Origin of the sequence: Spongiimicrobium sp. 3-5 (assembly GCF_046557915.1) — a bacterium.
GTDB lineage: Bacteria > Bacteroidota > Bacteroidia > Flavobacteriales > Flavobacteriaceae > JBHEBG01.
This window is the reverse complement of record NZ_JBHEBG010000001.1, coordinates 129,459-153,518: the sequence shown is the minus strand read 5'-3', so window position 1 is coordinate 153,518 and position 24,060 is coordinate 129,459. Positions and strand designations below refer to the sequence as shown.

The following is a 24,060-nucleotide window of genomic DNA, read 5'->3' as shown; positions in this document are numbered from 1 at the left end:
ATCATCGTGTTTGTCCACTTCCTTTAACATACCATTTGTTGGTAACCAAATGATGCAGCCCTATAGGGCCTCTTTGGTGTAATTTATCGGTACTTATGGCCAGTTCCCCGCCCAGACCAAATTGTCCGCCATCGGTAAATCGTGTAGAGGCATTGTGGTATACCGCAGCGGAGTCCACTGCCTGCATAAACTGACCGGCCTTTTCATCATTAGAGGTAACTATTGCTGCAGAATGACCACCGCCATAGGTGTTGATTTTGTGTATGGCCTCTTCCAAAGTGGGTACTTGACCAAGTACGATCTTATAATCCAAAAACTCCTCGTACCATATATCCTTGTTTTCTATTTTGGAAGTGCCTTCTAAACTAGAGAGCGCCTCATCTGTTAGAATTGTGACCTTACTTTTTTGTAACTCCGATATTAGACGTTGGATAAACTGTTGTTTTCTGGGCATATCGGCTGCAATCAAAACCTTGTCCAGGGCATTACAGGCCGATATCTTGGTAACTTTAGCGTTAACAACTATGTCCAAGGCCATCTGTAAGTCGGCCTCCGTATCCACATATACAAAATTGTTTCCCCTACCGCTTACAATTACCGGACAGCTAGCATGCTGTTTTACAAATGCGATGAGTTTTTCACCACCACGAGGTACAATAAGATCAATTTTTTGAGTGGGATGCTCCAAAAAAGATTGGGTTTGTTGCCTATCAAATTCCAAATAGGTAACCCAAGCTGTTGAACCACCCGATTCTTCCAATGCCCTATGCCATAACTTCACCAAGAACAAATTACTGTTCAGGGACTCCTTGCCGCCCTTCAATAAAATCTTGTTGCCCGATTTAAATGCTATCCCCGCTGCCTCTATGGTAACATCTGGTCTAGATTCATAAATGATAAAAACCGTACCAAAAGGAGCTGTTTTATTGCTAATCTCCATGCCGTTTTCATGAACTGTTCGGAAACGCTCAACACCAAGAGGGTCGGGCTCGTTGGCAAGTTGTTCCAAAGAAAGGACCATGCCGTTAATTTTGTCTTTGTCAACTTTTAATCGGTCTAACATGGCAATATCGTCCTGATCAAAACCCTCAAGATCTGTTTTGTTCGCCGCCAATAGGCCAGATCGCTCCTGTTTCACCAGTTGGGCCATTGTGTTGAGCACCGCATTGCGCTGTGTTAGGGATGAATTTATACTCATGACAATTCTGATTTTAATGCATTGAACAGCAAATCTATTTGTTGTTCTTTGCAGTTAAGTGCAGGTAAGATTCTAAGCACATGTTTGTCCTTTGCGCCCCCTGTGAATAAGTGGTGTTTATGAATCAGTTTTTTTCTAAGTTCCGATACGTCAAAATTAAATTGAAGCCCAAGCATCAACCCCCGCCCTTTGGTTTTTTGAACCTGTGGTAGGGTGGCAGCTTTTTCTTTAAAATACGTTCCGATATTGGCGGCATTTTGAACAAGGTTTTCCTCATCTATCACTTCCAATACGGCTAAACTGGCGGCACACGCGAGATGATTACCCCCAAAGGTAGTGCCCAGTAACCCGTATGATGCCTCAATATCTTTATGGATGAGTACCCCGCCTACCGGAAATCCATTGCCCATTCCTTTGGCAATAGTGATGATATCTGGATGCACGTTGTGATGCTGAAAGGCGAAAAATTTGCCACTTCTGCCATAGCCGCACTGTATTTCATCAGCGATTAAAACTACCCCATGCTGTTTGCACAGGTTGGCTACATTTTGATAGAATTCGGTCGTGGGTTCATCCAAACCGCCTACCCCTTGTATGGTTTCCAAGATTACGGCACATACATCGCCCTTTTCGATTTCGATGGTAAAAGCCTTTATATCGTCAAAAGGTAAAAAGGTTACCTTTTGTTGTTTGTTGATTGGGGCATTTATTTTTTCATTATCCGTTACGGCTACCGCCGCTGAGGTTCTACCATGAAAACTATTTTTAAATGTGATTACCCGCGATTTGCCGTTCTTGAAAGAGGCCAACTTCAATGCATTTTCATTGGCCTCTGCCCCAGAATTGCATAAGAACAGATTGTAATCCTTACAGTTGCTAAGTTTTCCCAGTTTGGAAGCCAGTTCCTCCTGTAACGGATTCTTTACGGCATTGCTATAAAACCCGATATTATCTAACTGATCCTTCAATCGTTTTACATAGGTAGGGTGCGAATGACCAATGGAAATTACGGCATGGCCGCCGTAAAAATCGAGATATTCTTGGTCCTTATCGTCCTTTACCACCATACCCTTGGCGGACACCGGCGTTACATCGTACAAGGGGTATACATCGAACAAATTCATAACTGACCCTCTTTTATTTTGCTTATTTTCTCAAAAGAGGCTACTATCCCTTGGATTAGGGAGGAGCTTAACCCCTGATGTTCCATTTCGTTGAGTCCCTGAATGGTACAACCTTTTGGCGTGGTAACCTTGTCTATTTCAGCCTCGGGATGACTGCCCGACTCTATTAACAATCCTGCGGCGCCATTACAGGTATGCATGGCAAGTTCCTGTGCTTCTTTGGCATCGAAACCTAATTGTATGGCACCTTGTGTTGTAGCGCGTATTAGACGCATCCAAAAGGCGATCCCACTTGCGCAAATCACCGTAGCGGCCTGCATTTGTTCTTCCGGAATCTCCATAGTATGTCCCATCCTATTAAAAATGGCCTTGGCAAGATCAATACGGTTTTTCCCTTTTTCGTTACTACAGATACAGGTCATGGATTTGCCTACCGAAATGGCCGTATTGGGCATACTTCTGATGATGTTCTTATCCTTGCCGATCAGGGTTTCTATTTTAGCAATACCAAACCCTGTAATTGTTGATATTACCACATGGTTTTCGGTAAGTAGATCCTTAATGTCCCCAAGAATATGCCCTAACTGACTTGGTTGTACAGCAAAAATTAAGATATCCGAATTTTTTACGGCCGCCCTATTGTCCTTGGTTACCGTTACATTTCCATACTTTTCAAAATCGGAGATTTCGGCCGTATTCCTTTTGGTAAGGTACATGGTGGTGGCCCCGTTAGAATTTAAGATGCCCTTGGCTATGGAAAGCCCTAAATTACCTGCTCCTATGATGGCTATTTTCATTTTTTGATCTTTTTGGATACCCAATTTTTGGGCATTTGGTTTTATACATTTTTTGATGTTGTCCAACATCATTATTTTAAAATACTCCTGCTTTTAGTTGTAAACCTTGTTCTTCTTTAAAGCCGAACATTAAATTCATATTCTGGACCGCCTGTCCGGAAGCTCCCTTTAAAAGGTTGTCTATGGCAGAGGTAATCAGTAGAACATCATCGTGCTTGTGCAAATGAATATGGCAATGGTTGGTGTTCACTACCTGTTTGAGTGCAATGGGTGCTTCTGAAAGATGGGTAAACCTTGCTTCGGAATAAAAATCGCCGTATAATTCGCAGGCCTCTTCAAGACTTCCATTAAACTTGGTGTAGGCCGTAGCCAGGATGCCCCTTGTAAAATTTCCACGGTTGGGAAGGAAAAACAACTTACCAAAATTTTGTTGTAGCGAACCAAGACTTTCCTCAATTTCCCCCAAATGTTGGTGTGTAAATGGTTTGTACCAAGACACATTGTTGTTTCGCCAACTAAAGTGCGAGGTTGCCGAAGGACTTACCCCTGCACCTGTGCTACCTGTTACCGCATTTATATGTACCTGGTGCTGTAGAAGTTGGGCTTTGGCCAAAGGTAGAATGCCAAGCTGGACCGTTGTTGCAAAACATCCGGGATTGGCAATAAATTGGGCGTTTTTAATTTGAGCCATGTTCAGTTCTGGCAAGCCATATATAAATTGCTTTCCTTCAAATTTTGCATCCCCTGCCAATCTAAAGTCGTTACTTAGATCTATTATTTTGGTGTTCTTGGAAAAACCATGTGTTTTTAAAAATGTGGTAGAATTACCATGGCCCAAACATAGGAAAACCACATCTACCTCTAGATTTACCTTGTCTGTAAATTCCATATCGGTGAGTCCCAATAAATCAGGATGCGCGGTGCTTACTTTTTTCCCTGCCCTTGTGGTGCTATATACAAAATTGATCGCCACCTCGGAATGTGTCAATAAAATTCTGATGAGCTCCCCGCCCGTGTACCCAGAACCACCTATGATCCCTGCTTTAATCATGATTTAGATTTACGTGATTGTATATTTTTCCTGGGTTGGACAGAATTTTGATGAATCCCTTGGCATCATCTGCCGTCCAACCTTTGTTCATTTCACCATAGCTGCCGAAGGAGGCGTTCATTAGATCGTGTTTGGACACGATGCCGTTCAGCTCAAATCGATAAGGGAGCAAGGTAACCGAAACGTCGCCAGAAACATTCTTTTGGGTATCCGTAAGGAAGGCTTCAATATTTCGCATTACCTCATCCAAGTAGTTTCCTTCATGTAAAAGCATTCCATAAAAATTACCCTGTTGCTCTTTTTGGTACTGTTGCCATTTGCTTAAGGTATGTTTTTCCAAAAGGTGATGTGCTTTTATTATGATGAGGGAGGCTGCCGCTTCAAAACCTACTCTTCCTTTTATGCCGATAATGGTATCGCCCACATGTATGTCTCGCCCTATGGCATATTTGGAGGCCAAAGTGTTTAATTTCTCAATATTATTTATGGCCTTATCTTGCTGTCCATCTATTGCGATCAGCTCTCCTTTTAGGAATGTTAACGTTACATTTTTGGGTGCCTTTACCTCTAACTGACTTGGGTAGGCGGTTTCCGGTAATGGAAGGTTGGATGTAAGCGTTTCCTCTCCACCAACCGATGTACCCCAAAGTCCTTTGTTAATGGAATATTTTGCTTTCTCCCAGGAGTAGTCAACACCATTGCTTTTTAGGTATTCAATTTCTGATTCCCTAGACAGTTTGTTGTCCCGTATTGGAGTGATAATTTCAATTTCCGGGGCTATGATCTGGAAAATCATGTCGAACCTCACTTGGTCGTTTCCGGCACCCGTACTGCCATGGGCAATGAAGTTGGCCCCTATTTTTTTGGCATGGGTAACAATCTCTATGGCCTGTACAATACGTTCGGCACTTACCGAAAGTGGGTAGGTGTTGTTCTTTAGGACATTCCCAAAAATCAGGTATTTTACCACTTTGTCATAAAATGTTTGTACGGCATCTACCGAAGTATAGGTGCTTGCCCCCAACTGCAATGCCTTTTCCCTAATATTGGCAATTTCCTGTTCCGAAAATCCTCCGGTGTTTACACTTACCGCATGTACTTCGTACCCTTGATCTTCGGATAGATACTTTGCGCAATACGAAGTATCCAACCCACCACTATATGCTAAAACTAATTTCTTCATTCTATTTTTTTTGAGTTCGATGTAAAACAGGTCGAACATTATTTTTTATGACCTAGCCGTTCTTCTTTGCTTTTTTTAGGAATAGGTTTTCTTTTATCCGTTTCAATCTTTTAAATGCCCTTCCGTTTAGATTTTCTTTTTCTTCGCTTACCGGTTTTGCCTTTGGATCGTGCAACATGCCGGTACACAAGCACATTTTTTGCTCGGTACGTGTTAGGATATCAAAGTTTTTACAAGTTTGACAACCTTTCCAGAATTCAGGATCGTCCGTAAGCTCGGAGAACGTAACAGGCTTGTAACCAAGCTCATAATTAATTTTCATTACGGCCAATCCGGTAGTGATCCCGAAGATTTTGGCATTGGGAAATTTTTTTCTGGAGAGCTCAAAGATGGCTTTCTTTATTTTCTTCGCCAGCCCTTGATTTCTGTAGGTTGGATGTACGATAAGGCCAGAGTTGGCCACATATTTTTTATGCCCCCAAATCTCTATATAACAGAAACCGGCAAAGGTTTCCCCGTCCAAGGCGATTACGGCATTACCATTTTCTAATTTTTTAAGGATATATTCCGGGGTACGTTTGGCAATTCCGGTCCCTCTTACTTTGGCCGATTCGCCAATAGTGTCGCAGATGATCTGTGCGTATTTAAAATGTGCTTCGTTAGCAATAACAATTTCCATTGCCGATTAACTTTAAAACTATAAAAACTTGAATAATTGTGTGGATTCTGCGGAAATGGACTCACCTATTTCCATAATTGGATTGCACCCTTACGGGCGGCGGCGAGTAGGCACAAATGAAGTAACCGGAGCTGATGTCCAGAAAGAAGTGTATATATGTGCTTGCTTATTCATTTCGAATCAAATGTACAAATTAAACTGAAAACACATAATTTAACGATCAATTTTTGTGAAATAGTATTTTTTTACCTCGCAATCTGAGGATTTCGTAAACCAAGAATCCATACACTACAATATATTCAAAGGCCAGCAGCATCAAATTTTCTTTATAATCACTATTGGAATATGCCCAATAGCTAAGAACCACCGCTAAAGACCACACTAAAGAAAACCTATAATCCGTGAAAATTGTAAGTAAAATAAGGAAGACTATATACCAAGGATGAACGGTTGGGGAAATAAAATAATAAATGGCCAATACCCATAACATGGACTCCATGAGCACATGGAACTTTTCGTTTTTTCTTAAAAAAGTGAAAACAAGTACAATAAAGATAGTAACCATAGGAGTAATTTTTCCGTAGGTCTTTATTAGTTCCCATGGTTTTGCATCAAACTGTATTGCTATCTGTTTTATAACATTGTACAATCCGGCATTGAATTCAAAATTGGAAAACCAAAGTCCTACGGTTTCGGAATAATGGGTAATGAACTCGGAGGTAAAAAAAGGTATTACCAGCAAAACCGAAACAATGGTAACAACACAATAAAACACTAGGGATTTTTTAAAACCCAAATGTTTAAAAAAAAGTGGAAGAAAAAGCAAGGGTACTAGTTTTATTGAAATTGATAGAGCATAGATAACGCCCGATAACAAAAGCTTTTTAGCCAACAGAAGGTAAAGTGCCCAGATAAAAAAGAAAAGCATTACACCTTCGAAATGGAGGTTTCCGGTTAATTCTATAATGACCAATGGGTTTATAAAATACCAAAAAATAAGGTGCGGAGAACTGTTCAGTTTTTGAAGCAACTTTCTTCCAAAATAGAAGATGCCGATATCTGCCAAGATTATGATTATGCGCATTGCTATGGTAGCTCCCATTATGCTTTTTCCGGAGAGCATAGCCGCCAATGCAAAAATCAACTGATTGAGGGGAGGGTAGTTGCTGTAATGCGATGCACTAAGGTCTCCCATGCCCTTGTGCAGTTGTGCTGCATTGGCAATAACACCGTTTTGGTCTTGAATTAGTGCATCGGGTAAATGCAGATATGGATTAATGCCCTGTTGCACAAGTTCCCCGTCCCAGACAAATCGATAAAAATCTTGGGAAAGGTTTGGCTCCGCCATCAGAAATACCAAACGAAAAAAGATTCCGGCAAGCAGAAGGAATTTGAAATTCCATTTTTCGAACTGAATAAGTTTAAAATGAAGAAAAAATAACCCGGTAAAAAGCGTAATCAATTTTAGAAAGTCCGTCCGCTCCAAGTTATAAGCAAATGCAAAGTAAAAGCCCATACTTATCAGCACCATAAGTATAGGAAATTTATGAAGCTTCCAATATGGGATCAATCGCTTTGGCATGGTGGTTTGAAATTGGCGTAAGGGATGGAAAAATAAGAAATTAAATTTAAATAGGGCCTGTTAATTTTTTGGGGAAAAAGGAATGCCTAAGGCCGCGTTGCCTTAAGGGGTATAAGGGTGAACACCCCTAAATCTTGGAGTTATTGTGTTCTAAAAAGATGTTGCTTTGTTAGGCTTTTGCCGTAAGTGATTTAAAGAATACAAAGCCAAAGCCCAAGAACAACATAAAATGAAAGGGAAACAATCCAAAATCGTTAAGAGGAATGGCGCTGTACATTCCAAAGAGGAAGTAGATCATAAGGGCAGCCTCCAAAATCATGTTCGGGGAAAGCTTCTTGGCCAAATACTTATTTCCTTTCCAGCTATCGGTAAGGTTGTTTATGTTGAATTTTGGCGTTCTAACAAATTCACTGCGTTTTCCCATATGTCCTTCCAAAACCGCCATAGAGTTGTGTAAGGAGAACCCAAGGGCTACGGAAAAGAAGGTAAAGAACAGTTTTATATAATCAACAAAATTATCGAAACTGTTGCCTTGTATACTTCTGTAGGTGAACCAATAACAGACAAAGAGGATAATAGTACTAAGGATGAAGAAACTAGTTGCTTCAAAAACCCAGCCCAAATGCCCGTAAATATTCTTTATGTACAGCATTGGGATGCTCAATATGGCTACCAAAAATACGCAAAGAAACATAGAGCTGTTGAGCAAGTGCATAACCCCATGGAATTTTGTTTTAAAGGAAATATTCTTGGCGGTAATTACGCTCCATACCGTTTTTCTAAAATTTTCTGCCCCTCCCTTGTTCCAACGAAACTGTTGTGAACGGGCCGCACTGATTACAACGGGTAGTTCGGCAGGGGTTTCTACATCTTCCAAATATTTAAACTTCCAATCTTTAAGCTGCGCACGATAGCTAAGATCTAAATCTTCCGTTAGCGTATCACCTTCCCAGTTACCGGCATCTAGGATACATTCTTTTCGCCAGATACCTGCAGTACCGTTAAAATTGATAAAATGTCCTTTCGCGTTTCTTCCTACCTGTTCCAAGGTAAAATGCGCGTCCAAGGCAAAAGCCTGTATTCTTGTTAAGGTGGAGTATTCTCTGTTGATATGTCCCCAACGAGTCTGAACCACACCTATTTCTTCATCTTTAAAATAGATTACGGTTTTCTTTAACCAATCGCCATCGGGAAGAAAATCGGCATCGAAAATTGCTACAAAATCGCCTTTGGCAATATCTAGCCCTTCTTTTAATGCGCCGGCTTTATACCCCGTGCGGTTTTCTCGTCTAATATGGGTAATATCCAATCCGGTTTCCTGAAGTGCTTTTATTCTATTTGCCGTATCTATTACGGAGTCGTCCGTAGAATCATCCAGAACCTGTATTTCCAGTTTGCTGGAGGGGTATTCAATTTTAGCAATGTTTTCCAATAATCGCTCTACAACATATTCTTCGTTATAGATAGGGAGTTGTATGGTAACGAACGGGATTTCCTTGGGATCTAGCAGATTAAATTTAGGTGCCTCTTGGTTACGTCTTTTATAGCCTAAATAGTTTACCAGCAGGTTCAATTGGGCAAGGCTATAAAAGAATATCAGCAATAACGCAATACTATAAATTCCGATGATGATGTAAGCAATTGTTAGTCCCATATTATTTAATACTGTATTTAAAGATCCAACCAAGGATTTTTATGCCCGCAAATATACTACCTTTTACGGTACCTGACACCTTGGATATTCCAATTCTTTTTTTATAACGTACTGGTACTTCGGCATATGTCAGTCCTCTCTTAATGGCTTTCAGTTGCATTTCTACGGTCCAACCATATGTTTTGTCCTCCATTTGCAATGTTAACAACTTGTCATATTTTATTGCTCTAAAAGGCCCTAGGTCTGTAAATTTTGCCCTAAAAAACAATTTCATCAGGAAAGTGGCTAATTGGTTTCCAAAGATTTGTTGTGGGGTCATGGATCCTGGTTCTCTTAGTGCCTTAGCCCTTGCGCCAACAACAAAATCGACGTTTTCCTCAATGATTGGTTTAATTATTTTGGAGAGTTCCTCCGGGTAATCAGAATAGTCTCCGTCGATAAATACGATGATATCGGGTCTTTTGGATTGTTTGGCCACATATTCCATTCCACATAGGCAGGCATGGCCATACCCTTTTCTATTTTCCGTTAGTACCGTGGCCCCCGCCCTTAGGGCATTCTCACCTGTTAAATCCGTAGAACTATTGTTGACAACTATTATTTCCGAAACCATTTTTGGCAGTTCCTGAACAACGTGGGCAATGGAATCTCCTTCATTGAACGCCGGAATAATTACCTTTATATCCTTCATTATTTTAAATCGGACAGGTTGTTTTCTTTTTTGAAGCTTCTGAAGCTATACCACTCCTTAATTTTTTTTCCGTTGGAGTACTTTTCGGCCGAACTTAACTTCTCATCCATATATTTAAGGCAGTAGCCATTTTTTTTACCATTTCTTAACTGACATTTATGACTCACCTTGCCGTTTTCGTCATAATAAAGCCACCAATTTACACTTTTTCCATGTTTATAATGTCCCTCTTTTTTGAGGCTTCCATTGCTTCGGTAAAAGTACCAGTATTTTTCTCTAATATCATGGCGGTAATGTCCTTGCTCCGATTTGTTCCCATTTGCATGATAAAACTTCCAGAAACCATCCCTGCCATGACTGTTTGTCCACCCTTCTGATTTTATGGTACCGTTGGCATAGTAATCTTTATGATAGATATTCTTGGGACCCACAAGGTTGCCAAAGAGGATTAATCCTAAGGTTAGTAATAATGATTTGGAGAACATTGCTATAATTTCTTGTTTTTATGAACGATACAAAAACAGCTGTTTATTTTTGGTTTACAAGGTCCATAAGGTCTACATCATTTCCTAAGAGTACCTGATTACTGTCTATACGACCTTCTAAAGGGCCATTCTCTAGTTTAAGCACCCCACGTGGGCATACTGCTGAACAGATACCACATCCTACACAACTAGAACGTACTATGTTCTCTCCTTTTTGTGCATAGGCCCTGACGTCTATACCCATTTCGCAATAGGTAGAACAATTACCACAAGAAATGCACTGCCCCCCGTTGGTGGTAATCCTAAATCTAGAGAACAAACGTTGTTGAAATCCTAAAATGGCTGCCATGGGACATCCAAACCTGCACCATACCCGGTTGCCAAGCAAAGGATAGAAACCTGTACCGATAACACCGGAAAAGATACTTCCAATCAAAAATCCATAGGTCTTGCGAAGGGTTTCGGATTTAAACAAGAATACATTACCATCACCGCTAAAGAAGTGAAAACCGATCAGTGCCATTATAACTATAAAGTAACCGATAGCTCCGTACTTCGCATCTTTTTGGAGTTGTTCCCTTTTGTATATCATTACCCAGGCAAACACAAGGGTAAGTATAGAAGCCACCCCAATTAAAAAGGTGCTTTTTGTAAGCCAGTATTTGCTGGTGTCGTTACCCAGATAAGAGTAGATTACGGCGGTGGTCATCAATGTTACAAATACAACTACACTGTGTACTACCCAACGCTCTACTTTCCAGGCAGATACTTTTTTATCGCTCAATTGCCTAAAGGAATCGCCTGCAGTTTCTGCCAATCCTCCGCAGCCACAGACCCACGAACAATACCAGCGTTTCCCATATTTGAAAGTGAGGATAGGTGAAATAATAAAAATGGATGCAATACCGAAAATGAGCATCGCCATGCCTACATCCCCAGAATCTATAAAGGCGTTTATCCTATACCGTTCAAAGTTATAGTAGTTGAGCGGCCACATATTTTTTAGATCGTAATATGGGATTTTACCATTGAGCCTGGCCATTATTTCAGGGATTAGAAAAGCAAAGGCCGTCTGAAAGAACATAACGCTAGAGGTTCTAATAACCTCGTATCGGTTATGTCTGTATTTCCAAATAAATTTAATACCAAAAGCCAAAATAGCAACGGTGTACAGCGTGCCATACACAAACCACTGACTTGCCGGGTTACCGCTCAGCATTTTGCTCAATGGATCAAAAAGTGCAATAACACCGGTATTGTCTCCCTTGGCCGAAAGCCCAAGAAAGGCAGGGAAGAAATACAATACAATGTAAAACCCGGTAAGGGCAATACCCGCCAACCAAGCATAAAGCCCTTGTGCCGAGATTGATTTAAACCAAACCCCATCGTTTTTAATACCCTTCTGTTTACCGCCATAGGCCTCCTTGGAGAACCATACCGTACCTCCAATTATGGCAAGTAAGGAAACAGAGAGCCATAGGCCTTTATTTGGGAAATTAATATTGAACGCGGCAAGCAATAAAATACCAAGGCCCACCATACCTATTAACGTGGCAATTTTTTGTCCTTTGCTAAGGCTGCTTGGGGGTTGCCCGGTAAGGGCCATACTTTTATCGTAAGTGCTCATATCTTAATAATGGTTTAAGCGGTTTTAAAGATGCGTTTCCAACTTTTGTTCTTTACTGCCAATGTGGTACCCATATCCGAATTAAATTTTGATATAATATCCTTTTCATAATTTTCGTAAAATTCAGGGTCAAAATTGGCGTCCTTTAGAAATTCCATAACGTGGTCAACGCTTCGGCTTTCAGTAAGCCATCTATCGAAAATCTCATGGCGCATCCGTATCCCAAAGGTGTTGATGCCTAAAAACTGTCTAGTTTCGTTATGATAGGCAATAGTAACGCAGACTTTTTCCTGTGGATGCCTCCAATGAAAATGTGCTTCACTTTCTTTTTTACTTCGGGCCGTAAAGACCCAACCATACGTTTGATATTCTATATCCAGGAATTTTGCAGAATTGAACCAATGGCCAGGCTTGTATTCCAACTTATTGCCGCAAATGGTCTGTGCCACGGTTTCGCCCATCATACGTCCTGTGTACCATACGGCTTCAATGGGGCGTCTGCTGCCTATTGCTTCGTGCTGTTCCGCACAGTCGCCAATAGCATAAATGTCTTCAATATTAGTTTCCAGAAAGCGGTTTACTTTTACTCCCCTTCCCAACGCAATACCCGAGTCCTTTAGGAAATCTATATTTGGGGAAACCCCGGCCGTAAGGCCTACCAAATTACATGCAATGGTTTCTCCCTTATCCGTGGTTACCGCCTTTGCCCTGCCATTTTCATCAGCAATAATCTCTACTAGATTGGTCTCTAATTTTAGATCGATATGGTGTTCCAAAATATGCTCATTGATCATTTGCGATTCTCCCTGGGGTAGTACACCGTCCCAAAAACTTTTTTCGCGAACTAAAAAGGTAACGGGGATGTCTCTACTTCTCAACATTTCCGCAAGCTCTATGCCTATAAGTCCTCCGCCAACAATGACCGCTCTTTTACAAACTTCCTTATTGGGGGCATGTACCTCCAACAGATCTAGATCTTGCTTGGAATAAAGACCTTGCACGCCATGCAGGTCTTGTCCTGGCCATCCAAATTTATTGGGCTTAGACCCTGTGGCAATAATTAGTTTATCATAAGCCACTGTTCTGGAGTTGTCTACCAATAATTTTTTTTCCGTGTGATTTACTTGGGTTACATAACCCCTAACAAGGTCTATTCTATTCTTTTCCCAGAACCAATTCTCATACGGTTGAATATGTTCAAACTTCATATGTCCCATATACACGTACATTAGTGCTGTACGGGAGAAGAAATAATCGGTCTCAGCAGATATGATGATGATTCTTTTGTCGGAGAGTTTTCGGATATGTCTGGCAGCCGATACCCCGGCGATACCGTTGCCGATAATAACTATGTTTTCCATTTGCTCTTGTTGGATGTTATATTAGGTCGCCCTTAAATATAAGAACTTAATATTCAAGTGTCAATTTAGAAAGATTTTAAATATCGCTTTTTATTGTAAGGTTTGCATACCTTTCACGTACGCGTAACATGCTGATTAACAATATCTTAAATAAATCATAAAATTTTAAGATTACTGTAGGGTTCTAAAAATCTTGTCGACCTAAGCGGCAGTAAAATTCATTTAAAACCATTAACAGTGAAAAATCTACTACTTAATTTTACCGCATTTTTTTTATTTACATGTGTCGTTGGATATGGCCAGGACACTTCGGAATTCTTCACCAAGGCCGATACATTTTTTAGCAAATATGTAAAAAATGGGAAGGTGAACTATAAAGGCCTTAAGGAGAATGCTACCGATCTTAACGAACTTTTGGTGCTTGCAAAAGGAATATCCGTTTCAAAAAGTAAATCTAAAGAATATCAGGCCTTTTGGATAAACGGTTATAACCTATCCGTAATAGAAGGCATCGTTGCCAACTACCCCATAAAATCGCCTTTGGACAAGGCTGGTTTTTTTGATAAGATCAAATATGATATTGGGGGCGAAAAAATTACATTGAACGATATTGAGAATAAATTACTGCGGGGCAATTTTCCCGACGAGGCCAGATTTCATTTTGTATTGGTCTGCGCCGGACTAGGATGCCCTCCGATAATCAGCGAAGCCTATTTGCCGACCACCTTGGAAGCCCAATTGGAAAGACAGACCAGATTGGCCTTGAATGATAATTCTTTTATCCAAGTTGCCAAAAACAAGGTGAAACTTTCACAAATTTTTGAATGGTACAAAGGAGATTTTATCAAAGGCGGCAACAACCTGGTAGATTTTGTTAATCAATACAGAACAGAAAAGCTTCCGAAAGGGACAAAGGTTTCTTACTACCCTTATGATTGGACCTTAAACGCAATCAACTAATTAATTTATAAACTTTAAAACTATAATGATGAGACCAATTAAAAAATATGGACTACTCGCGGGAATGCTAATTATCTCGTTAAATATATTGGCCCAGACGGCACAAGAAGATAAAAGTAATATTCAACAATACACGCCTTCCAAATTAATAGGGAAAGGACAAGTAGATTTAAAATGGTTTAATAACCTATATACACAAACAGAAAGTACCTTTACCGATGGTGATGAGCCCAGGCAAACCTTTTTCACTTCCACTTTGGAGGCCTATACCGGTGTAGGGGAAAATAACAGATGGAACGTAGGTGTGATCTTGGAATTTAGATCTAACGTTGTGGGAGGGCGTAAGGCCTTGGATGTATTTAAATTTGATGGTGATGATACCACGGCACGTTCCGGTTTAACCTCAATTGCACCTTCTGTGAAATTTGTGCCCTTTGCCTCGGTAAGTAACTTTTCTATTCAAAGTTCCTTTTTTATTCCGCTGGTGGACAACGAGACAGAAAACGGTGTTTTTCTAGATCAAAAAGGATTTATCTGGCAGAACCGATTCTTCTATGACTATACTTTTCCGGGAGATAAATGGCAATTGTTTACCGAACTTAATTCCGAATTAAGTTTTGGCGATAAAGAGGAAAGTTTTGCCAACAATAGTTTAAACCTTACCCCAGGAGTTTTCCTTAGTTACTTTCCAACATCTAACTTTACCGTCTTGGCTTTGGCACAACATTCGCAGCGCATAGATTTGGGTAACGATTTTGCCCAAGATTTTACGGCACTGGGCGGTGGTGTAAAATATCAGCTTACCAAGGCCTTAAACTTGGAGTTCCTCTACACCAATTTTGTACGGGGGAGTAATACAGGTTTGGGCGAAACATTTAACATAGGATTACGGGGTATTTTTTAAAACAAAAGGCATATTGTCTTATTTTAGAAGTCCTATTCTAGATGTGGTATGAAAAAAATTGGACTTCTCTTAATTTGTTTGTTGCAACTCTCCTGTCAGAGTCAACCCAAAGAAAAAATAAATGGTGTTAGTTTTGTGGCCTCGAGGGAGAAGGCTACCCAGGCCGATGTTAAACCCGTTTTAGAGGTACATGCCAGTTATGCAGCGGTAATGCCTTTTGGATTTATTCGAAATTTGAGTTCGCCAGAGGTAATCTTTGATACCGACAGACAATGGTTTGGTGAAACTAGAAAAGGAGCTGAGCAGTATATTGGTATTCTGAAAAAGAATAAGATAAAAGTGATGCTTAAACCTCAGATTTGGATATGGAGGGGCGAGTTTACCGGGGGACTAAAAATGAACTCTGAGAGCGACTGGAAGGTGCTGGAACAGGATTACGAAAAATTTATAATGACCTATGCCGAGGTAGCCGAGCAAACAAGCGCAGAAATACTGTGCATAGGTACGGAATTAGAACAATTTGTAAAAAATAGACCGGAGTATTGGAAAAACCTGATCAAAAAAATAAGGGCTGTATACAAGGGCAAGCTTACCTATGCGGCCAATTGGGACGAATACCCTAGGACGTCTTTTTGGGAGGATTTGGATTTTATCGGGATAGACGCGTATTTTCCATTATCCGAGGCAAAAACACCTTCGGTAAATAGCCTTAGAGCCGCTTGGCAACCGCATAAGGAAAAAATTGCGGCACTGGCGGCCACTAAAAATAAACCGGTCTTATTTACCGAATATGGGTACCGAAGTATGGATTTTACCGCGAAAAAACCTTGGTTGGTAGATCGTAATCAAATGGATGTAAATTTTGAAGGACAGGCGAACGCACAAGAAGCGATTTTTGAGGAGTTTTGGGGAGAGCAATGGTTTGCCGGTGGTTTTGTTTGGAAATGGTTTTTGGATCATAATAGTGCCGGAGGGGCCGAATGTAACCGGTTTACGCCCCAGAATAAACCTGCCCAGATTGTACTACAACAGTTCTACAAAATGTATTGATCTGCCAGCAGGTATTGGTACGGCATCTTTTCATCAAAATATTTTTGGAATAACAATTGGCATATCCCAGTGTTAGCGGGGTGCATTTTTTAACTATTTGCGGATCGTGATAAAACTGTGAACTTTTTTAACAAGGTATCATCTATATTTGGGAAGATTTTAATCACGTACGCAATGAGATTTTATCTGTCGCTTTTACTGTTTTGTACTGTTGCGATGGTAAGCTCGCAAGAGTTATCGATTGCCGATGTAAAGATCCAAGGGGCCAAAAAGACCAAGGCAACTTTTCTTAAAAAATTGGTGCAGGTAAAGGCCGGTTCCTTGTTGGATTCCCTTGCTATCGAAGAAGACATTACCCGTTTAAAAAGATTGCCGTCCATATCACACGCTTATTTTCAGGTATTTAAGGCTGCGGAAAACACCGTCAACGTTTTCTACAATATTGAAGAAAATTTTACACTTATCCCCTTTGCTAATCTGTATACCTCTACCAATGACGATTTTGCTTTTAGAATTGGATTACAAGAATTTAATTTGTTGGGCAGAAACATAACCTTGGGCGGTTTTTTTCAAGAAGATATTTTTAGTTCCTATGGCGTTAACCTTAGGGCGCCATTTCTGTTTAGCAACAAATTGGGCCTTGCACTAAGTTATACAGATCTAACTACGGAAGAACCTGTTTTTTTCGATGATACCACGGCCAATTACAGATATAATAACGAGTCTATAGAAATATTGGGATTGTATCAGATCAATAGAAAAAACAGTTTGGAATTGGGAGTAAATTTTTTCACCGAGGATTACGAATATATTTCTGGCGCTACCAATCCAGATGTTCCTCAGGCTTTGGAGGTAGACAAATATTTGTACAAGCTCATATATAATTTCGACAGTATTAAATATTATTACCAATACCTTTCTGGTTTTAAGAGCACCCTTAATTTTCAATATGTCAACAGTTCGGATGACCGCTTGCCAAAGTTTTTGATCGGATTTAATGATTTCGTGTATTTTAATAGAATAGGTAAGTTTGGCAATTGGGCCACTCGCTTACGGCTTGGGCTCGCTAGCAACATAGATACACCTTTTGCGCCGTTTGCGGTAGATAATAACCTAAATATCAGGGGTGTAGGCAACACTATAGATCGGGGTACGGCAGCCATAGTACTCAATACAGAATACAGGCATACCCTTGTGGATAAGAATTGGTTTGTACTGCAAAGTAATGTTTTTGTAGATGGTGGCTCTTGGCGAAACCCAGGGGGAGATTTCAGTGATTTTGGCGATGATCAGAACATCCGTATTTATCCTGGTTTTGGGCTGCGTTTTATTCATAAGCATATTTTTAATGCTATTTTTAGGATAGATTATGGGTATGGCATTACAAAAGATTCGGCTCGTGGAATTGTATTTGGAATTGGTCAGTATTTTTGATAATATTTGTAACAAACAATCCCGCCTAAATGTCCGTTCGCAAAATTGTTATTGCCGGTCTGCTTAACCTAGTGTTCGTAGGCCACCTGTTTGCCCAAGATTCTGTGAGAACGGCAGTGGCCCAACAGGGAGATGGTATTTATTCCATTCTAAGAAAACAGGGCATAGATCCGGTAGCCTACTATAAAGATTTTATCGAGTTAAATGAAAACAACCTAAGAGCGGGTAGCCAGTTGTATGTTGGCAGAACCTACTTTATTCCCTCTGTTCCGGAATCTTTTAAGGAAATGGGACTTAGGCTACAATTGCCTCAAGGTACGGAGACGCCAATTTTTGATAAAGAGGTGGTTCATTTTATCCGAAAAGACAGCTCATTAAGAAATGTAGTCTACTATTTGATATCTGCGGGCTCGGCCACCGGCGAAACGGAAAAGAAAAATACGGGTACTTCTTTACACAATGATATTACCCAGCGCTTGGCCAAGGAGCTATTGCAACGCGGAGCTAAGGTATATCTATTAGAAGATTTTCAGCTACTGTCTGCGAATGCTGAAGATGGGGAAACGCCTGAAGCCGGCGGTGCCAAAACCGAAACCCTGGATGCCTATATAGACGCGGTGAACAAACGTTACCTAAAACATAGCGGGAAATATCAAAGGTTGTTGGTAATTGGAGAGAATGATGGCAGCCAACCATCGGAGATTGGTGTAACCATCTACCACCACGAAGGTAGTGAAGAAGGAAAAAAATTGGCAAGTAATATTCAACAGATGTTTGAAAAAAGAAGCATCCGACAAAAATATTTCAAAAATTACTCAGAAGTCTTTTCCGATAAGGACAATCTGTATTTTGCCAAGAATACCTTGCCTACCATGACGTATATAGAGATTGGGAAGCACGCGAAAAATGGAAGGACGGCCTTTGAGACCGCTTTTAGTAAAAAGAGTCTTACCGATGTAATTGCCAAAGGGATTCTTATGGATTATTCCAAATTGGATTTTGAAGATAATTGATCGGCATGTTTATTGCCAAAACCTATCTAACCTAACCAACACTTTTAAGTTATTACCTAGTTGTAAAAGTAATTCTGTAATAGATGTGGTATCGGGTCATTAATTTTTTGTTTGTATTCTCCTTTTGCTTTACAGGTTTTGCCCAGGACGGGCTAAGGACGTTGATTGCCGAACAGGGCGATGGGGTTTATTCGCTTTTAAGAAGATCTGGGGTAAACCCTTATGAAAATTTTGATGCTTTTATTGCTTTGAACGTGGATAACCTTAGAGATAGTGTACATCTCTATGAAGGTAAAACCTATCTTATCCCTACAATTACGTTAGATACGGTAGCGGTTGTAGATTCCATTCAGAAACAAACTACGGAGATAAAAGAAATAATAGGTAAAGATTACCCAATTTTTGGCGAGAAGCATTCGGGGGTAATTCCAAAGAGCGAAAGACTTAGGGGGGCTGTGTATTATCTTGTTTCCGGACATGGCGGCCCGGATCCCGGTGCCATGACCACCCATCGTGGAGAACCAATATCGGAAGATGAATACGCCTATGACGTTACCTTGCGTTTAGCCAAGGAATTACTATCTCATGGAGCAACGGTATTTATTATTGTCCAAGATAAGAACGATGGCATAAGAGACGAAAGAATTTTGGAAATGGATAGGGATGAGGTAGTCTACCCAAATAAAACCATTCCCCTGAATCAATTAGCCAGATTAAGACAACGGGTAGAAACGGTAAACAAATTGTACACAGAAAATAAAGGAAAATACCAACGTCTTATCGTTACCCATGTGGACAGTAGGAGCAAGGGGCAGAACATTGATGTTTTTTTCTATCATCACGAGAAAAGTAAGAGCGGAAGAAAACTAGCGGAAAGTATTCATAAGACGTTTCAAAAAAAGTATAAGAAATATCAACCCAATAGAATTTATAATGGAACCTTTGAGGATAGGAGCAATTTGTATATGGTAAAGAAAACCTGGCCGGCAATGGCATTTATAGAAATTGGAAATATCCGGAATATAAAAGATCAAAAGCGAATTTTGGAAGCGGACAATCGGCAAGCCCTTGCCAAATGGATCAGTGAAGGACTTTTACTAGATTTTGAAGAATAAGACCGGACCGCTATCTGGTAGAAATTTTCCTTTTGTAATAATGATATAATTGGTCTGGGCCCGCGCCAAAAAGGTTTTTTAAATGAATAACCCCAAAATGATATTGTAGGGTAAAAGCACCTTTCTGTTCGTACTTCCTTGCCGAGGTAATTACTTTTGGCGCAAGTACCTTAAAATTGGTCATTTTATACAAACGGCCGATAAATTCCGTATCCTCATAGATGATATAGTCTTCGTTAAAACCTTTGCTTTGGCGGAATAATTTTTTTGTTATGTACAACGACTGATCACCACCCCTGCAAACTCTATGGTTGACCCTCGATAAAAAGGCAAAGAACTTAAGAAATCTACTGTTGGAGTCGAACTTCATTCTAAAACAACCTGCTTTAAAACCTTCTGAAAACGCATCTAAAATATAGGTGTCAAATTGTTGGGGAGGTACAGTATCGGCATGTAAAAAATAGAAGATTTCCCCTTTGGCATAATGGGCACCATGGTTCATTTGTACGGCTCTTCCTTTTGGTGAATGTAGCACTTTTGCACCCCCGGTTTTGGCTACCTGTACCGTTTGGTCCTTGCTACCGCCATCCACCACAAGTATCTCTATAACATTATTATGGGAGGCAGTTTTATTTAGGTAGGACAACAACCTTCCAATATGGTTTTCCTCGTTTAGGACAGGAATTATTATGCTAATGGATGAGGGACTACTTTGCTTCATTTAAACTCCAATCATATTTTAAGTGCGTCACCTTTGCACCTGCTGCAACTTCTGTTTTTCCGTATTTATTGACAAAATCTATCAACGATCCGTTGGAGGTGAAATCCTTTTTGAACCATTTGAAGATTTGAGATATTTGTATAGTATTGACAGACAGTATATTGCGCTTAGAATCATTAACGAATTCACTAGCGGTTTGTTGTAACAATTTTTCCATTTCTGCAGCGGAAAAGGCCACATTAAGCAATTTTGGGCAGGAATAGGAGGCACAATTGATAGCAAAGTGAATGCGGGGTTCATCCATTTTTCGCAATATTTTATGTTCAATTTCCCCTAGGGACAACTTTTTATCACCCACAACTACTACTTTTTTATCCCAGGGCCCCTTTATATCCTTAATGCTCTTAAGGGGATAATTGTCTATGATCAGTTTTACGGTAGCGGCATTGTAGAGATTAATGTAATAGGCCAAAAGTTCATTTTTGCTCCAGCTGTCCGTCGGTGCGTTTTCAGCCAAATACATTAGATAGGTTTGTAGTTTATCATTATCGTTTGCGAAACCTTTGTAGTTTACATTGCCATCGTCCGCCACATGTTTTCCAAGAAGCGTGTTCCAAAGAGCATGGTCCGGGGCCTTACTAGCTTTTTTGGGAGGTATGGGCTCTTCATCCTCCTTTACTTTTGGTAATTGTGTTACAGTGGTATCTATGGCGGTGGCTTCCATAACTTCGTTTACGGGATCGGTAGCAGTCACCATCTCCAAATTTTCTTTTTCTTTCCCTGAAATAGTCGTGGATGTTTCAACGGGCATTTGGGCACTGGCAATATTGGCGGTATTCATTTTGTGTTGTGCCCCACACGATAGGTAAAACGCACCGCCGATTATTAAAAACAGTTTGCTTTTGAACATAAATTCACTGTTGAATATACCCTTTTGGACGTAGGGAATGTGTTTAGCTTACTATTTCTGGTAAAAAAACCATCGGTTAGCAACAACCGCCGCCATTATAATGCCAGGTGCTTTCGCTAATATGAATCTCGTCATTGGCCCTCGCTAGGGCGGCTGCGGTCTTATCGCAAACTGCCAAGGGTTGATTTTGCATTAGCACATGACCCTTGTTATCGTCAAAATATTCGTTGTCGCCGTAATAGATAGCGGTCTTTCCTGTAAAGACGCAAGGGCCGTCCGCTGGCATAGGATCTTTTATCGCAGCTATTTCTATAGATTCTATAAAGACCAGTTCGTCCGTTGGGTAATGGTTGGGAGACAATACCCGGTAAGATTTTCTTGCCCGTATTTCAATGGTTCCAAACCCGGCATCGGTAAGTGCCTTAACATAGTCTTTGATGGGGATGCTTCCACTTAGGCAAAGGGCCCTAAGCCTATCGTCGTTCCTAAGGGTGTCGTTCATGGGTTGTTCGCAAGTAGGATCGCTCATTACCAATCGGCCATGAGGTTTCAATACCCGGTACATTTCCGCTATGGCCTTCTTAAGATCTTCGGCCTTAAATATATTGAAAAGGCAATTTTGCGCCGCTACGTCCATACTTTCATCCGCTATGGGAAGGTTTAGCGCATCGCCTTTTACCAAGTTTACAAATTCGCTCTTAAACCAATCGTTTTCTTGCTCGGCTATTTTAAAGTTCTCTTTAGAGGCTGCCAGCATTTCATCTACCACATCTACACCGGTAACCCCGCCTTTTTGTCTGGAAAAGTAGGAAAACTGTAAGAGTTCCATGCCGCCGCCAACACCAACGTAGAGTACTTTTGGATTATTGATGAGGTCTTGGGCCGAGACCGTACTGCCGCAACCGTAATTCATCTCTTGCATTATTTTTGGGATGGAAAGCCCCGGGAACTGCCAAATAGGATTTGTGGTACAACAAAGCCCCACGTCTGGGGTTAAGGCAGCTTCCTTATATAAATCGTTGGTTGCAGATAAATAACTCATATTTCTTTAATTAGTTCTTTGAACAATTTTATCATTTTGGGCTCGGTCTTCCCTGCAATTTCAATAATTTCGGCAATGTTCACCGGCTGTAGGTTGTCCGGGTCACACTCATCGGTTAAAACAGAGACCGCTATAATAGGTAGTCGTAAATGATTGGCAACAATTACTTCGGGTACTGTACTCATACCCACCGCATCTGCCCCAATGATCTTTAGCATCCGATACTCGGCCTTGGTTTCTAGTTGCGGCCCTACTACAGAGGCATAGATGCCTTGCTTAAGGGAAATGTTCTCCCTTTCCGCTATCCGTACCAGTTTATTGCCCATGGCCAAATCATAGGGTTCCCCCATATCCACGAACCGATCGCCAAATTCCGCAACATTTTTAAAGGCAAGGGGAGAGCCACCTTGAAGGTTAATATGATCTTTTATCAGCATCATATCCCCTTTTTTAAAGTTTAGGTTTATGGCCCCGGCTGCGTTGGAAATAAATAGTTTCTGTATGCCCAGTTGGTGCATTACCCGTATGGGGTAGGTAACATCCGTTAGATCGTAACCTTCGTACAAGTGAAATCTACCTTGCATAACCACTACCTTCTTTCCACCTAGAGTGCCGTAGATAAGCTTTCCGGTGTGGAACTCTACCGTGGCTAATGGAAAATAGGGGATGTGGTTGTAATGCGCTTCAATAGGATCTTCTATCTCCTCTACCAATTTACCCAGGCCCGTGCCCAGGACAATGCCTATTTCGGGAGTATCAAACCCCTTGTTTTTAAGATAGGCGGTAGATTCTTCTAATTGCTTACTGGTCATGGATGTAATTTTTTAAAAAGGGCCGAAACGCTTCTATGTCCTTTATGTCCTCATAAAGGTCTATATCGTTTCTGCCGTTCATCAATTTATATTTTTCGTTTTTTAGGTCTTCTAAGGTGTCGGCCAATACGGTTTCTTGCCCCCATGCCTTATTTTCAAAAAGGGCAGGTGTAAAGACCGTCATCCCCAACAAGTAGTAGCCGCCGTCTAGCGCAGGCCCTAGTACATAATCGTGTTGGTCTAGATGGTCAAAGGCCTCTTGTAGGGTTGTCGTATCCAGGTCGTACATATCGCTGCCAATGACCATTACTTTTTTAAAACCGGCGTTAAATGCGGCCCTAAAGGCATTTTCCATACGTTGGCCCAGATCGCTGCCTTGCTGTAGTTCCTTACCGTATAGGGTGCTGTCCCATATATCGTTTTCCCAAACAGATTGGGAATAATACACCGTTTTGCTGCCGGCCAGTCCCTTGGTAATTGTTACCGTATGGTTTAACAAAAATCGGTATATCTCCAAAGCGGCCTGATCCCCTATCGTTGCCGCCAACCGAGTCTTGCATTTTCCCAGTTCGGGATTGCGGGTAAAGATGAGGAGAAGCTGATTTTCTTTATCTGTCAAATTTCTATTAATCTTTCACCAAAATACTTTTTTCGCCCTTAAAGAATG

23 protein-coding genes are annotated in these 24,060 nt (G+C 40.8%); 6 read left to right on the top strand and 17 right to left on the bottom strand.

Features of this window, described 5'->3' with window-relative positions:
• Window position 1 precedes the first annotated feature (1 nt).
• From ACEQ81_RS00760 to ACEQ81_RS00705, 12 genes are all read right to left on the bottom strand, one after another.
• The gene (locus ACEQ81_RS00760; RefSeq protein WP_411028930.1) at window positions 2–1,198 is read right to left on the bottom strand and encodes a glutamate-5-semialdehyde dehydrogenase; all 1,197 of its coding nucleotides are present in this window, start codon (window positions 1,196–1,198) and stop codon (window positions 2–4) included.
• On the bottom strand, window positions 1,195–2,322 hold the full coding sequence (locus ACEQ81_RS00755; protein WP_411028929.1) for an aspartate aminotransferase family protein: 1,128 nt from the start codon (window positions 2,320–2,322) through the stop codon (window positions 1,195–1,197). The genes ACEQ81_RS00760 and ACEQ81_RS00755 overlap by 4 nt, the downstream gene beginning before the upstream one ends.
• Window positions 2,319–3,119 (bottom strand): pyrroline-5-carboxylate reductase, encoded by an 801-nt coding sequence (proC, locus tag ACEQ81_RS00750; RefSeq protein ID WP_411028928.1) that lies wholly within the window; start codon window positions 3,117–3,119, stop codon window positions 2,319–2,321. Before proC ends, ACEQ81_RS00755 begins: the two co-directional genes overlap by 4 nt.
• 76 nt (window positions 3,120–3,195) lie before the next feature.
• Window positions 3,196–4,170 (bottom strand): N-acetyl-gamma-glutamyl-phosphate reductase, encoded by a 975-nt coding sequence (gene argC, locus ACEQ81_RS00745; protein ID WP_411028927.1) that lies wholly within the window; start codon window positions 4,168–4,170, stop codon window positions 3,196–3,198.
• Window positions 4,163–5,353, bottom strand: a complete 1,191-nt coding sequence (locus ACEQ81_RS00740) for an argininosuccinate synthase (protein ID WP_411028926.1) — start codon at window positions 5,351–5,353, stop codon at window positions 4,163–4,165. The genes argC and ACEQ81_RS00740 overlap by 8 nt, the downstream gene beginning before the upstream one ends.
• A gap of 52 nt (window positions 5,354–5,405) precedes the next feature.
• Window positions 5,406–6,032 (bottom strand): GNAT family N-acetyltransferase, encoded by a 627-nt coding sequence (locus ACEQ81_RS00735; protein WP_411028925.1) that lies wholly within the window; start codon window positions 6,030–6,032, stop codon window positions 5,406–5,408.
• A gap of 220 nt (window positions 6,033–6,252) precedes the next feature.
• Complete coding sequence (mptB, locus tag ACEQ81_RS00730; RefSeq protein WP_411028924.1) at window positions 6,253–7,614, bottom strand: polyprenol phosphomannose-dependent alpha 1,6 mannosyltransferase MptB; 1,362 nt, start codon at window positions 7,612–7,614, stop codon at window positions 6,253–6,255.
• Between the two features lie 169 nt (window positions 7,615–7,783).
• The gene (locus ACEQ81_RS00725) at window positions 7,784–9,268 is read right to left on the bottom strand and encodes a cellulose synthase family protein (protein ID WP_411028923.1); all 1,485 of its coding nucleotides are present in this window, start codon (window positions 9,266–9,268) and stop codon (window positions 7,784–7,786) included.
• A gap of 1 nt (window position 9,269) precedes the next feature.
• Window positions 9,270–9,959, bottom strand: a complete 690-nt coding sequence (locus ACEQ81_RS00720; RefSeq protein ID WP_411028922.1) for a glycosyltransferase family 2 protein — start codon at window positions 9,957–9,959, stop codon at window positions 9,270–9,272.
• A complete protein-coding gene (locus ACEQ81_RS00715) occupies window positions 9,959–10,444 on the bottom strand; it encodes a toxin-antitoxin system YwqK family antitoxin (protein ID WP_411028921.1) in 486 nt (161 codons plus the stop codon). The genes ACEQ81_RS00720 and ACEQ81_RS00715 overlap by 1 nt, the downstream gene beginning before the upstream one ends.
• Before the next feature lie 43 nt (window positions 10,445–10,487).
• Entirely contained in the window at window positions 10,488–12,071 is a 1,584-nt protein-coding gene (locus ACEQ81_RS00710) for a 4Fe-4S binding protein (protein WP_411028920.1), read from the bottom strand.
• 14 nt (window positions 12,072–12,085) lie between these two features.
• Entirely contained in the window at window positions 12,086–13,432 is a 1,347-nt protein-coding gene (locus ACEQ81_RS00705) for an NAD(P)/FAD-dependent oxidoreductase (protein ID WP_411028919.1), read from the bottom strand.
• A gap of 237 nt (window positions 13,433–13,669) precedes the next feature.
• On the opposite strand from ACEQ81_RS00705, the gene ACEQ81_RS00700 reads away from it, so the two are divergent.
• The 6 genes from ACEQ81_RS00700 (at window position 13,670) to ACEQ81_RS00675 (ending at window position 19,908) form a co-directional block, all read left to right on the top strand.
• Window positions 13,670–14,392, top strand: a complete 723-nt coding sequence (locus tag ACEQ81_RS00700; RefSeq protein ID WP_411028918.1) for a DUF547 domain-containing protein — start codon at window positions 13,670–13,672, stop codon at window positions 14,390–14,392.
• Window positions 14,393–14,420: 28 nt separating this feature from the next.
• The gene (locus ACEQ81_RS00695) at window positions 14,421–15,296 is read left to right on the top strand and encodes a hypothetical protein (protein WP_411030353.1); all 876 of its coding nucleotides are present in this window, start codon (window positions 14,421–14,423) and stop codon (window positions 15,294–15,296) included.
• Between the two features lie 48 nt (window positions 15,297–15,344).
• Window positions 15,345–16,346 carry a glycoside hydrolase family 113 gene (locus ACEQ81_RS00690; RefSeq protein ID WP_411028917.1) on the top strand — a complete coding sequence of 334 codons (1,002 nt, stop codon included), beginning with the start codon at window positions 15,345–15,347 and terminating at the stop codon, window positions 16,344–16,346.
• A 174-nt stretch (window positions 16,347–16,520) separates the two neighbouring features.
• The gene (locus tag ACEQ81_RS00685) at window positions 16,521–17,780 is read left to right on the top strand and encodes a POTRA domain-containing protein (protein WP_411028916.1); all 1,260 of its coding nucleotides are present in this window, start codon (window positions 16,521–16,523) and stop codon (window positions 17,778–17,780) included.
• Between the two features lie 29 nt (window positions 17,781–17,809).
• Entirely contained in the window at window positions 17,810–18,793 is a 984-nt protein-coding gene (locus ACEQ81_RS00680; protein ID WP_411028915.1) for a hypothetical protein, read from the top strand.
• 83 nt (window positions 18,794–18,876) lie between these two features.
• Window positions 18,877–19,908, top strand: coding sequence for an N-acetylmuramoyl-L-alanine amidase family protein (locus tag ACEQ81_RS00675; protein ID WP_411028914.1), 1,032 nt, complete (start codon window positions 18,877–18,879; stop codon window positions 19,906–19,908).
• Between the two features lie 10 nt (window positions 19,909–19,918).
• Here the strand turns inward: ACEQ81_RS00675 and ACEQ81_RS00670 are convergent, their stop codons facing one another.
• The 5 genes from ACEQ81_RS00670 to ACEQ81_RS00650 all read right to left on the bottom strand — a co-directional run bounded on the left by ACEQ81_RS00670 (window position 19,919) and on the right by ACEQ81_RS00650 (window position 24,012).
• Window positions 19,919–20,629 (bottom strand): TIGR04283 family arsenosugar biosynthesis glycosyltransferase, encoded by a 711-nt coding sequence (locus tag ACEQ81_RS00670; RefSeq protein WP_411028913.1) that lies wholly within the window; start codon window positions 20,627–20,629, stop codon window positions 19,919–19,921.
• Window positions 20,616–21,539 carry a DUF547 domain-containing protein gene (locus tag ACEQ81_RS00665; protein ID WP_411028912.1) on the bottom strand — a complete coding sequence of 308 codons (924 nt, stop codon included), beginning with the start codon at window positions 21,537–21,539 and terminating at the stop codon, window positions 20,616–20,618. Before ACEQ81_RS00665 ends, ACEQ81_RS00670 begins: the two co-directional genes overlap by 14 nt.
• Window positions 21,540–21,615: 76 nt before the next feature.
• Complete coding sequence (gene arsM, locus ACEQ81_RS00660) at window positions 21,616–22,581, bottom strand: arsenosugar biosynthesis arsenite methyltransferase ArsM (protein ID WP_411028911.1); 966 nt, start codon at window positions 22,579–22,581, stop codon at window positions 21,616–21,618.
• The gene (locus tag ACEQ81_RS00655) at window positions 22,578–23,393 is read right to left on the bottom strand and encodes a purine-nucleoside phosphorylase (RefSeq protein WP_411028910.1); all 816 of its coding nucleotides are present in this window, start codon (window positions 23,391–23,393) and stop codon (window positions 22,578–22,580) included. The genes arsM and ACEQ81_RS00655 overlap by 4 nt, the downstream gene beginning before the upstream one ends.
• A complete protein-coding gene (locus tag ACEQ81_RS00650; protein WP_411028909.1) occupies window positions 23,383–24,012 on the bottom strand; it encodes a TIGR04282 family arsenosugar biosynthesis glycosyltransferase in 630 nt (209 codons plus the stop codon). Before ACEQ81_RS00650 ends, ACEQ81_RS00655 begins: the two co-directional genes overlap by 11 nt.
• Window positions 24,013–24,060 lie beyond the last annotated feature (48 nt).